Here is an 11,872-nt window from a genome sequence, read left to right as displayed (position 1 = left end):
ATAATCTTTAGCCTTACCGGCCTCTTCGCAGCCCAAGGCTGCTCCTACAGGGCTTGTGTTTGCCTTGAAATAGGTGCCAATCAGGCTGGCTCGACTGTGACCCACCAGGGCGTCAGCCGCTGCACCCGCACCGGCAACGCCGCTTGCAACAAGGCCAGTGCGCGGTCGGTATCGTTGAGCGGGAAGGCACCCATCACCGACAGTTTGGCGACATTCGGGTGCCAACCCAGGTGCCCGTGGCGATAGCGCCCCAGCGTTTGCAGCAAATGCGCCAATGGCATGTCTTCGGCATTGAGACGTTGATAAATCCACGACTCGCCCGCGCTTTGCGCCGGGCGGGCGTTGCTGATGCCCCGGGCGCTGAAGTCCACTTGCTGGCCCGCCGCCACGATGCAGCGCTCACCGCTTTGAGCCGTGCACACCTCCACGGCGCCCGCGTACACATCCAGCCTGGTGCGCTCCCCCTGCTGGCACACCGCAAAGCGCGTGCCCAGCGCCTGCATGCGCCCTTGTGCTGTGTCGACGAAGAACGGGCGGCGCGGATCGTGGGCGGTTTCCACCAGCAGCTCGCCAAAGCGCAGCTTCAGTACCCGGCTGAGTGTGGAGAATTCCAGGTCCACAGCACTTTGCGCCCCCAGCCACAACTGGCTGCCATCGGCCAGGCGGGTTTCGCGGATTTCACCGATGCCGGTGGCCATGTCGGCATCCCAGCCCGATAACGGGGCACCGTGCCACGCCCGCCAGCCAAGCAGGGAGCCAGCACCAAGCACCAGCAGCGACTTGAGCCCGGTGCGCCGGCTAAAGCGACGTGCGTCGTGCTCGCGCAGTGCCCGGCCCGCCGCTGCGCCTTCGGCTTGCAACGGGGCAAACCGCTGGCCGACCCGTTGCACATAGTGCCAGGCCGCCTGATGGTCGCCGTGCTGGTCAAACCAGTGTTGCCACTGCGTGTGCAACTGCGGTGCGGCGTTTTCGTCCTGCAACTGCACGTACCAGTGCGCGGCCTGCTGCAGGCTGGCGTGGCTGAGTTTTTGCGCGGGCGCGGTCATGGCGTCACTCCACCAGCAAGCCGTCGAGTTCGGCTTCAAGAATGGCGCAATGCAGAAAAGCCTGGGCCAGGTATTTCTTGATCATGCGTTCGCTCACGCCAATGTGCGCGGCGATATCGCGGTAGGCCAGGCCATCGATCTGCGCCAGCAGGAATGCCTGGCGCACCTTGCTCGGCAAACGCAGCAGCATGGCGTCCACCTCGTGCAGGGTCTCGACAATGATCGCGCGCTGTTCGGGGGAGGGCTGTAGTGCCTCGGGCTGCAAGGCCAATTGCTGCAACCAGGCCTGTTCAAGCTTTTGCCGGCGCCAGTGGTCCACGCACAGGCCGCGGGCAATGGTCGCCAGGTACGAGCGCTCGCCGCGTGCACCGTCGAACTGCCTTGGGCGGTTGAGGATGCGCACGAAGGTGTCCTGCACAAGGTCCGCGGCATCGCAGCGGCTGCCCAGGCGGCGGTACAGAACGCCGAGCAACCAGCGCGAGTGGCTGTGGTACAGGGTATGGAGCGAGGTGTTCAGCTCTGGGATCGAAACCACGGCGGCATCCGGCGCGAGCGCATAATGGTGCGAATGAGAAATGATCGCAATAGTAGGGGCGCCGAGAGAATACTGCAATCACTGCAAAGCTTGCGGGTATACCCTGGGACAACCCGTCACCTTGACGCGAGGACCGGCAATTTGTTTGCGCTGGCATTTCGGATACAATCAGAAAAACGATTCAGCCCTGTCGGTCAATTCGACAAAAGGCCGAGTCGTTTTCTGGTTCTCTGGCTGCCGAACAATGATCAACAACAAGCCTGCGCTGAAGAACACGGAACACCTGGGCCAGCCACAGGCCCTCCCTCCGTTCTCCTGACTGGAATAGATCAATGTTCAAGAAAGCTGGCAAGACCTTGCTGGGTCTGGCTGTCGCTGCGAGCTTCATGCAAGCGCACGCCGCAGAAACCAAAAAAGTAGATGTGCTGCTGGTCGGCGGCGGCATCATGAGCTCCACCCTGGCTGTGTGGCTGCACGAGCTGGAGCCAAGCTGGTCGATGGAAATGGTCGAGCGCCTGGACGGCGTGGCTGAAGAAAGCTCCAACGGCTGGAACAACGCCGGTACCGGCCACTCCGCGCTGGCCGAGCTGAACTACACCCCGGAAGACAAAGACGGCAACGTCAATATCTCCAAGGCCATCGAAATCAACGAAGCCTTCCAGATCTCCCGTCAATTCTGGGCCTGGCAGGTTCGCCAGGGCGTGCTGAAGAACCCGCACTCGTTCATCAACACCACTCCGCACATGAGCTTCGTGTGGGGCGATGACAACATCAAGTTCCTGAAAAAGCGTTACGACGCGCTGCAGGCCAGCCCGCTGTTCCGCCCGATGCAGTACTCCGAGGACCACGCGCAGATCGCCAAGTGGGTCCCGTTGATGATGGAAGGGCGCGACCCGAACCAGAAGCTGGCCGTGACCTGGACGCCAATCGGCACCGACGTCAACTTCGGCGAGATCACCCGCCAGATGGTCGGCCACCTGAAGACCCAGGACAAGTTCGACCTGAAGCTGTCCAGCGAAGTGCAGGACATCACCCGCAACAAGGACGGCTCTTGGCACGTCGAGTACAAGAACCTGAAGGACGGTACCGAATCGGCTACCGATGCCAAGTTCCTGTTCATCGGTGCCGGCGGCGGCGCACTGAAGCTGCTGCAGAAGTCGGGTATTCCTGAAGCCAAGGAATACGCAGGCTTCCCGGTGGGTGGCTCGTTCCTGGTGACCGAGAATCCGACCATTGCGATGCAGCACATGGCCAAGGCCTACGGCATTGCCTCGACTGGCGCGCCACCCATGTCGGTACCGCACCTGGACACCCGCGTGCTGGACGGCAAGCGCGTGATCCTGTTTGGCCCATTTGCCACCTTCTCGACCAAGTTCCTGAAGAACGGCTCGTACCTGGACCTGCTGAGCAGCACCACCACCCACAACGTGTGGCCGATGACCAAGGTCGGTATCGAGCAGTACCCGCTGGTGGAGTACCTCGCTGGCCAGCTGATGCTGTCTGACGATGACCGCTTCGAAGCCCTGCGCACCTACTTCCCGAATGCCAAGAAGGAAGACTGGCGCCTGTGGCAGGCCGGCCAGCGTGTGCAGATCATCAAGCGTGATGCCGAGAAGGGCGGCGTGCTGAAGCTGGGCACCGAAGTGGTCGCGTCCGAAGACCGTACCATTGCCGGCCTGCTGGGTGCATCGCCAGGTGCTTCGACTGCTGCGCCGATCATGCTGACCGTGCTGGAAACCGTGTTCAAGGAAAAGGTCGCTACCCCAGAGTGGCAGGCCAAGATCAAGCAGATCGTGCCGAGCTACGGCACCAAGCTGAACGATTCGGCGGCGGCCACCCAGAAAGAGTGGAACTATACCGCTGAAGTACTGCAGCTGGAGAAACCGCCAGTGATCGACGCCAGCGTCGATTTCGGTGGCGCGGCCAGCGAGCCGGTTGAAAGCAAGCCTGAGAACGACATGGCGCTGTAATCGGCCATTGTCGTGAAAGAAGCCACGGGGTAAACCTCGTGGTTTTTTTTTGCCTGTTCGGGCCTTTGAGCGGCGGTTCGACGTATTGATGGGCCCACGGGCTCATCAATACCCCCGGGGCCTGCGGCAAAATCATCTTTGGCGCAGGATGCACTCCAGCAGCCCGGGAAACCGCTCGCCCAGCATTTCGCTGCGCAATGAATTCATATGGGTCGTCCCCACATTGCGGGTATGCACCAACCCCGCATCACGTAGCACGCGGAAGTGGTGCGACATGCTCGACTTGGGCCGCCCCCCGTCCAGCTCGCCACAGCTGGCCTCGGCAACGCCGGCCAGGTGGCGGACGATTTCCAGGCGCACGGGGTCGCTGAGCGCATAGAGCAGGCGTTCAAGGATCAGGTCTTCAGCGTTGGGATGTTTATAGGCTCGCATGGCCGACATGATAACGGGGGTTTCACTAATTGCCATAGTTCGATTATGATCGAACAACAGTATTCAGATGAACCCGGAGTTTCCCATGTCCGCCCTGTTCGAACCCTATACCCTCAAAGACGTCACCCTGCGTAACCGCATCGCCATTCCGCCAATGTGCCAATACATGGCTGAAGACGGCATGATCAACGACTGGCACCACGTGCACTACGCCGGCCTGGCCCGTGGTGGTGCCGGTCTGTTGGTGGTGGAGGCCACGGCGGTGGCACCGGAAGGTCGCATCACCCCCGGTTGTGCCGGTATCTGGAGCGATGCCCACGCCCAGGCGTTCGTACCGGTGGTACAGGCCATCAAGGCTGCAGGTTCGGTGCCGGGCATCCAGATCGCCCACGCCGGTCGTAAGGCCAGCGCCAACCGCCCGTGGGAGGGTGACGACCACATTGCCGCCGACGACGCGCGCGGCTGGGAAACCATCGCCCCGTCTGCCATTGCCTTTGGCGCGAACCTGCCGAAAGTGCCACGCGAAATGACCCTGGACGACATTGCCCGGGTCAAGCAGGACTTCGTCGATGCCGCCCGCCGTGCGCGTGATGCCGGCTTCGAATGGATCGAACTGCACTTTGCCCACGGCTACCTGGGCCAGAGCTTCTTCTCCGAGCACACCAACAAGCGGACCGATGCCTACGGTGGCAGCTTCGACAACCGCAGCCGCTTCCTGCTGGAAACCCTGGCTGCGGTGCGTGAAGTATGGCCAGAGAACCTGCCGTTGACCGCGCGCTTTGGTGTACTGGAATACGATGGCCGCGACGAGCAGACCCTGGAAGAGTCGATCGAACTGGCGCGCCGCTTCAAGGCTGGCGGCCTTGACCTGCTGAGCGTAAGTGTCGGTTTCACCATTCCCGAGACCAACATCCCGTGGGGCCCGGCGTTCATGGGGCCGATTGCCGAGCGTGTGCGCCGCGAGGCGAAGCTGCCGGTGACTTCGGCGTGGGGCTTTGGCACACCGCAGCTGGCTGAGGCCGCGTTGCAGGCAAACCAGCTGGACCTGGTTTCGGTAGGGCGTGCGCACCTGGCCGACCCGCACTGGGCCTACTTTGCCGCCAAGGAACTGGGGGTGGAGAAAGCCTCCTGGACCTTGCCGGCGCCGTATGCGCACTGGCTTGAGCGCTATCGCTGAGGCTTGGAGGGGCTGCCATGCAGCCCATTCGCGGCACAAGGCCGCTCCTACAGGATAACGCGTGCTTTTTGTAGGAGCGGCCTTGTGCCGCGAATGGGCCGCCCGGCGGCCCCCGAATCTAGAACCGATCCAACCGGTAGGCTCCCATCTCAGGCCCAGCGGCCCGCTCAGCCAACAGCCCCACCCATTCCGCCGTCACCGCCGCCTGCGTCAACCCCAGGTGCTGATGCCCAAACGCCAACAGCACCCGCCCATCACACACCCTGTCGATCACCGGCAGCGAGTCCGGTAACGATGGCCGGAAGCCCATCCACGGCGTCGCCCCTTCGACGCTCAAGTCTTGCCGGAACAACCCCTTGCTCAACCGGTGCAACTGCCAAGCCCGTTGCATGCTTGGCGGTGCCTCCAGCCCGGCGAACTCCACCGTGCCGGCCAGGCGCAAGCCTTCAGCCATGGGCGTCATGATGAACTTGCGCTCCAGCGAGGTGACTGCAAACGGCAGGCGCTGGTGCTCACCCGGCAACATCAGGTGGTAACCGCGTTCTGTGTCTAGCAGTACCCGCTTGCCCGTCAGCGCGGCGGTCAGTTTCGCAGAATGGGCACCACAGCTGATCAGCACCTGGCGGGCATTGAGCGTGCCCTGGTCGCTGGCCAGGCTCACGCCCGCACTGTGCAATTGCCCGCCATCGACCTGCGCCTGAACAAAGCGCACGCCGTTGGCCTTGGCCGCTTCGAACAGTTCGCACACAACCCGGTAAGGGTCGATGAAGTGCCCGGTGCGCGGAAAGAACAACCCGCCCAGCAGTGACGGGCTCAGTTGCGGCGCTGCCTCGCGCACGGTTTCGGCCGACCAGACGTCCACCGGCACCGCCTGCTGTTGCATGCGGGTGCGCAACGCCTCCAGTGCCTGGCGTGACTCAGGCTTCTCGAACACCAGCAACGAACCATCTTCCTGGAACAGGTCGCTGCGCCCGATCGAGCCCAGCAGGCGCTGCCATGCACCCAGGCTGCCTTCGTTCAGCGTGCGGATGCCGGCGACACTGCGCTGGTACGGCACCGGGCGCAGGTTGAGCAGCAGGCGGGTGAACCAGGGCATGGCCGTGGGCAGGTACTTCCAGTCCAGGCGCAGTGGGCCCATCGGGTCCAGCAGCATGCGCGGCAAGCGCTTGAGGATCGACAGGTCGGCAATCGGGAACACCTGCTCGGTGGCCAGGTGCCCGGCGTTGCCATAGGACGCCCCATGGCCGGGTGCCTGGCGGTCGACCAATAGCACCCGGCGGCCCTGGCGGGCCAGTTGCAGGGCACAGGCAACGCCGACAATCCCGGCGCCCACCACGGCGATATCGGCTTCAGGGTTTTCGACCATGCTCAGCCTTCCCGTTTGCCGTCGAGCAGGCGCCGCAGCTGCAGCGGGTTGCCGTGCTGCAATGCGTGCGGCAGAAGGGCATCAGGGAAGTCCTGGTAGCACACCGGGCGCAGGAACCGCAGGATCGCCGCCGTGCCCACCGAGGTCGTACGGGAATCGGAGGTGGCCGGGAACGGCCCGCCATGGACCATGGCATCGCACACCTCGACGCCGGTCGGCCAGCCATTGACCAGAATGCGCCCAGCCTTGCGTTCAAGGGTCGGCAGCAGCGCACGGGCGCGGTCGATGTCGGCATCGTCCAGTTGCAGGGTAGCGGTCAACTGGCCTTCCAGGTGCTCGGCCACTTGGTGTACCTGTTCATCGCTGGCGCACGCCACCACCAGCGACGCCGCGCCAAACACTTCAGCTTGCAACGCCGGGTCGGCGAGGAAGGCTTCGGCTTGGGTGACGAACAATTGCGCCTGGCATTGGTTGGGGCCTTGCCCGGCCTGCCCGCTGGCCGCAGCCTGGGCATTGGCGTTTCCTGCCAAGCCACCGACACCGGCCTGGTAAGCATTGAAGATGCCCGGGGTGAGCATGGTTTGCGCAGCGGCCTGGCGCACGTGCTCGCTGGCAGCGTCGATAAACCGCTGTAAAGCCGGCCCTTGGGGGGCAATCACCAGCCCGGGGTTGGTGCAGAACTGGCCGGCACCTTGGGTCAACGAGGCGACGAAGCCTTGCGCCAGCGCTTCGGCACGGGCCTGCAGGGCCGCCTCGAACAGGAACACCGGGTTGATCGAACTCATTTCGGCGTACACCGGGATCGGCTCCGGGCGGGCCTGGGCCGCCTGGCACAGCGCGATACCACCGCTGCGTGAGCCGGTAAAGCCAACGGCCTTGATGCGCGGGTCGCTGACCAGCGCGATGCCGACTTCACGGCCGGAGCCGTACAACAGCGAGAATACGCCGGCCGGCAAGCCGCACAGCTTCACCGCTTGCGCCACCGCCTGGCCGACCAGTTCGCTGGTGCCCGGGTGGGCGCTGTGGGCCTTGACCACCACTGGGCAGCCAGCCGCCAATGCCGATGCGGTGTCGCCACCGGCCACCGAGAAGGCCAGCGGGAAATTGCTGGCGCCGAACACGGCTACCGGCCCCAGGGCCACCTGGCGCTGGCGCAGGTCGGCGCGCGGCAAGGGCTGGCGTTCTGGCTGGGCGTTGTCGACCCGCACATCCAGCCATTCACCGGCCCGCACTACCCGGGCGAAGGTGCGTAGCTGGGTACAGGTGCGGCCACGCTCGCCCTGGATACGCGCCTTGGGCAGGCCGCTTTCGGCCACGGCGCGGTCGATCAGGGCATCGCCCAGCGCTTCGATCTGGGTGGCGATGGTTTCGAGGAATTGTGCCCGTTGTTCGAGCGTGGTTTCGCGGTAGCCATCGAACGCCGCCCAGGCCAGGGCGCAGGCTTGGGCCACGTGTTCGCCGGTGCCGCCCAGGTAGGCCGGTTCCAGTGGCTGGCCGGTGGCCGGGTCGATGCCGCGGATGGCTTCGCGGCTGCCGGTTACCGGCGTCTGGCCGATCAGCATGTAGCCGGTGAGGGTCATGTAGCCTCCTTGTGAATCAAATTCGGGTATCAACGTGAACCGCAACCCCTGTAGGAGCGGCCTTGTGCCGCGAAGGGCTGCAAAGCAGCCCCAGCAATTTGTGTGTCTGCGCTGAAATGCTGGGGCTGCTTTCCCTTCGCGGCACAAGGCCGCTCCTACAAGGGCCCAAGCAGGGGTTTGGTCAGGCGATGTTCTGCTCGGCCGACCAGCTGGCGTACCAGTTGCGGAACAGCGCGTACTGCTGTTCGGCATAGTTGCGCTGGGCATCGGTCAGCACGTCGGTTTCGTTGAAGTGCAGGCTGTACTCGCTGTCGCCGTTCAGCACCATCAGGTGCTTGTAGTACAGCACCAGGTCGCAGCCTTCATCGAACGACGACAGCACAGCCAGCGCCGCTTCCAGCTCGCGCGCCAGGCGGCGGGCCTTGGCGTCGCCCTTGGCCGCCTGCTTGCTCAGGCTTACCAGGTGCAGCACCTCGCGGGGCAGGGCGTTGCCGATACCGGTGATGGCACCGGTGGCGTTGCAGTTGACGAAGCCATGCACCACCTGGGTGTCCACGCCGACCATTAGCGTCACGTCGTCATCCTTGGAGGTGATGTGTTCGGCGGCGTAACGCAGGTCGGCGCCACCACCGAATTCCTTGAAGCCGATCAGGTTGGGGAATTCGCGGCGCAGCTCGAAGAACAGGTCGGCGCGCGTGGCAAAACCGTAGTAGGGGCTGTTGTAGATCACCGCTGGCAGCTTGGGCGCCGCCGCGAGGATGGCCGAGAAGTGGTGTTTCTGGGCGATCAGCGAAGCACCGCGGCTGAGCACGCGAGGGATGACCATCAGGCCGGCGGCGCCCACTTCGGCGGCGTGGGCGGCATGCGCTACCGCTTCACGGGTGTTTACCGCGCCGGTGCCGACAATGGTCGGGATGCCGGCGGCCACCAGGCGCGCCACGCCTGCCTGGCGCTCGGCCTCGGTCAGCAGCGGCCAGTCGCCCATCGAGCCGCAATACACCACAGCGCTCATGCCGGCCTCGATCAGTTCACGGCCCTTGCGCACCAGGGCGTCGAAGTCCGGCTTGCGTTCGGCGGTGCATGGGGTCATCAGGGCGGGCATGGTGCCGGTGAAGATGTTGTTGGTCATTGTTGTCACTCCTCGCAGTATTCAGTCGGAAAAAGGCGGGGTCAGATGCCCCAGGCGAACGGGTCCTGTTCGTCGATCAGCAGCGTGCTGTCGGCGGTCATGTAGGCGCGGCCGGTGATGAACGGGCGAATGTGCTCGCCGTCGCGCTCGTAGTGGCCATGGAACTGGCTGCCGGTGATACTGGCCTGTACCCAGGTCTGGCCTTCGGCAAGCTTGCCGTCGGCGGCCAGGCAGGCCAGCTTGGCGCTGGTGCCGGTGCCGCAGGGCGAGCGGTCGTAGGCCTTGCCGGGGCACATCACGAAGTTGCGGCTGTCGGCGTTGGCGTCGTCGGCAAACAGCTCGACGTGGTCGATAAGCGCGCCGTTTTCACCGGTGATGCCCTGGGCTTCCAGGGCTTTGAGCATGGCCCAGGTGTACTCGGTCAGCGCCTCACGGTTGGCCAGCTCGATACGCTGGCCGTGTTCGGAAACCAGGAAGAACCAGTTGCCGCCCCAGGCGATGTCGCCATGCACCACGCCATGGCCGGGCACGTCCACCGCCACCTGTTGGCGGTAGCGGTAGGAGGGCACGTTGCCGACGGTGATGGCGCCGTCTTCATGCAGAGTGGCGCTGACCTGGCCGACCGGGGTGTCGATCTTGTGCACACCCGGTGCGATCAGGCCCAGGTGCTGCAACGAGGCTACCAGGCCGATGGTGCCGTGGCCGCACATGTTCAGGTAGCCGGCGTTGTTGAAGAAGATCACCCCGCAGGTAGCGTCGGCCGACACCGGTGGGCAATACAGCGCGCCGACCAGCACATCGTTGCCGCGTGGCTCCAGCAGGCAGGCACGGCGCCATGGGTCGTGCAGCTCGCGCAGTTCGTCGCGCTGTTCGGCCATGCTGCGGCCGTGCAGTTGCGGGAAGCCCTTCATCACCAGGCGGGTCGGTTCGCCGCCAGTGTGGGAGTCGATGACGTGTATCTGTTTCATGGGCTTGTCCCTTGCGTAAAAGATCAGGAAGCGACGGCGGCAGGGCGGCGGGTATAGGTTTCAGCGGCGGCTTCGCTTTCGTCTTCACCTTCCAGGCGCACCAGGTGGGCAGGCACGCCAGTCGCGGCGCCCCAGTAGTAGATGCCCAGCGCGCAGGCGGCCACAGCCACGGTGTCGAACGGGTGGCCGAGCACACCCAGGCCGCCGAAGCTGCCCAACCACGACAGCAGGATGGTCACCGCGTAGAAGCCGATCAGCCATGCCGACGAGCGCACTTGCTGGGCCAGCGACAGGTGTTGGGTGGGTACGAAACGGCTGCACAGCAGGTACAGCACGAACATCACGATTTGCAGGGCCAGCAGCCACGACACGGTGTTCCAGCCCGACCAGTACACGATCAGCGCGGCGATGATGAACGACAGCGGGCCGAGCACGGCCATGCCCTTGACCCGGAACGGGCGCGGCATGTCTGGTGCATTGCGGCGCAGGGCGGCGACGGTGACCGGGGCGACGGCGTAGCTCAGTACCAGGGCAGCCGATACCACGTTGATCAGCGCTTCCCACGAGGGGAACGGCAGGGTCCAGAACACCGACAGGCCAAACGTCAGCCACAGGGCCGGGCGCGGGATGCCGGATTCTGCATCGATGCGGGTGAAGTACTTGAAGAAGGTGCCGGTTTGCGCCCAGCCGTAGATCACCCGCGGGGTGGCGTTCATGTAGATGTTGCCGCAGCCACTGGGCGAGATCACGGCGTCGGCCACCACCAGGTAGGCCAGCCAGCCCACACCCAGGGCCAGGGCGATGTCACGGTAGGGCAAGGCCAGTTCCTTGGTCACGCTGGCCCAGCCGTTGGCCAGCATTTCGGTGGGCACGCTGCCGAGGAAGGCCAGTTGCAGCAGGGCGTAGATCGCGGTGGACAGCAGCACCGACAAAATCAGTGCGATAGGGATGGTGCGCTGTGGGTTCTTCACCTCGCTGGCCACTGAAATGATCGGCGTCAGGCCCAGGTAGGCGAAGATGATGCCGCCTGCCGACACGGCCATTTCCACCCCGGACAGGCCGAACGGGGCAAAGCCCTGGACCTCGAAGTTTTCTGGCTTGAAGAAGGTGAACAGCACGCCGATTACCAGCAGCGGCACGATGAACTTGAACACGCTGACCAGGTTGTTGGCCTTGGCGAAGGTTTTCACGCTGCGGTAGTTGAGGAAGAAGAACAACCCCAGCAGGGCGAACTGCACCAGCCAGCCAAGCACGGTCGGGTCGCTGGAGCCGGCCTTGGTCAGCCCGGGGAACCAGGCGGCGGCGTATTGGCGTGAGGCGACCACTTCGATGGCGATCAGGCTGGAAAAGGCGATCAGGGTGATGAAACCCATCAGGTAGCCGAGCAGTGGGCCGTGCGAGTAAACCGGGTAGCGCACCACGCCACCGGCACGCGGCAAGGCGGCGCCCAGCTCGCAGTAGACGATGCCCAGCAGCAGTACGGCGAACCCGCCGAGGAACCAGGAGAGGATGCCGGCCGGGCCGGCGATGGCCGACACGTGGCTGGCGGCGAACAGCCAGCCGGAGCCGAAAATGGCCCCTAGGCCGATGAAGGTGAGGTCCAGCAGTGATAACTGTTTTTTGAATTTGCCTGACATGGGTTCGCCTTTTTGTTGGTTATTGGATAGGC

The 11,872-nt window shown here is 64.4% G+C and carries 10 protein-coding genes; 2 read left to right on the top strand and 8 right to left on the bottom strand.

Annotated elements, in window-relative coordinates; translation table 11 throughout:
* Positions 1–80: 80 nt before the first annotated feature.
* A complete protein-coding gene (locus E8E78_RS27865; RefSeq protein ID WP_049278129.1) occupies positions 81–1,046 on the bottom strand; it encodes a FecR domain-containing protein in 966 nt (321 codons plus the stop codon).
* Positions 1,047–1,050: 4 nt separating this feature from the next.
* The gene (locus E8E78_RS27860; protein WP_049278132.1) at positions 1,051–1,581 is read right to left on the bottom strand and encodes a sigma-70 family RNA polymerase sigma factor; all 531 of its coding nucleotides are present in this window, start codon (positions 1,579–1,581) and stop codon (positions 1,051–1,053) included.
* A gap of 332 nt (positions 1,582–1,913) precedes the next feature.
* Here E8E78_RS27860 and mqo point away from each other — a divergent pair, with 332 nt between their 5' ends.
* Positions 1,914–3,551, top strand: coding sequence for a malate dehydrogenase (quinone) (gene mqo, locus E8E78_RS27855; RefSeq protein WP_016498351.1), 1,638 nt, complete (start codon positions 1,914–1,916; stop codon positions 3,549–3,551).
* Positions 3,552–3,683: 132 nt separating this feature from the next.
* On the opposite strand, the gene E8E78_RS27850 is transcribed toward mqo, so the two are convergent.
* Complete coding sequence (locus E8E78_RS27850; RefSeq protein WP_016488623.1) at positions 3,684–4,019, bottom strand: helix-turn-helix domain-containing protein; 336 nt, start codon at positions 4,017–4,019, stop codon at positions 3,684–3,686.
* Between the two features lie 49 nt (positions 4,020–4,068).
* On the opposite strand from E8E78_RS27850, the gene xenA reads away from it, so the two are divergent.
* Complete coding sequence (gene xenA / locus E8E78_RS27845) at positions 4,069–5,160, top strand: xenobiotic reductase XenA (protein WP_041167628.1); 1,092 nt, start codon at positions 4,069–4,071, stop codon at positions 5,158–5,160.
* 118 nt (positions 5,161–5,278) lie between these two features.
* Here the strand turns inward: xenA and E8E78_RS27840 are convergent, their stop codons facing one another.
* From E8E78_RS27840 to E8E78_RS27820, 5 genes are all read right to left on the bottom strand, one after another.
* Positions 5,279–6,526 (bottom strand): FAD-dependent oxidoreductase, encoded by a 1,248-nt coding sequence (locus E8E78_RS27840; protein ID WP_049278134.1) that lies wholly within the window; start codon positions 6,524–6,526, stop codon positions 5,279–5,281.
* 2 nt (positions 6,527–6,528) lie between these two features.
* Complete coding sequence (locus E8E78_RS27835; RefSeq protein ID WP_061203437.1) at positions 6,529–8,106, bottom strand: aldehyde dehydrogenase (NADP(+)); 1,578 nt, start codon at positions 8,104–8,106, stop codon at positions 6,529–6,531.
* 181 nt (positions 8,107–8,287) lie between these two features.
* A complete protein-coding gene (locus tag E8E78_RS27830; protein ID WP_049277651.1) occupies positions 8,288–9,235 on the bottom strand; it encodes a dihydrodipicolinate synthase family protein in 948 nt (315 codons plus the stop codon).
* Positions 9,236–9,276: 41 nt separating this feature from the next.
* The gene (locus tag E8E78_RS27825) at positions 9,277–10,203 is read right to left on the bottom strand and encodes a 4-hydroxyproline epimerase (protein WP_049277653.1); all 927 of its coding nucleotides are present in this window, start codon (positions 10,201–10,203) and stop codon (positions 9,277–9,279) included.
* A gap of 23 nt (positions 10,204–10,226) precedes the next feature.
* Positions 10,227–11,840: an APC family permease gene (locus tag E8E78_RS27820; RefSeq protein WP_016498358.1), complete on the bottom strand. Its 1,614-nt coding sequence runs from the start codon at positions 11,838–11,840 to the stop codon at positions 10,227–10,229.
* Positions 11,841–11,872 lie beyond the last annotated feature (32 nt).

The sequence above is a fragment of the Pseudomonas sp. BN505 genome (assembly GCF_029873175.1).
Taxonomy (GTDB): domain Bacteria; phylum Pseudomonadota; class Gammaproteobacteria; order Pseudomonadales; family Pseudomonadaceae; genus Aquipseudomonas; species Aquipseudomonas putida.
The sequence above is the reverse complement of the archived record's forward strand: the minus strand, read 5'-3'. Positions and strand labels throughout refer to the sequence as shown.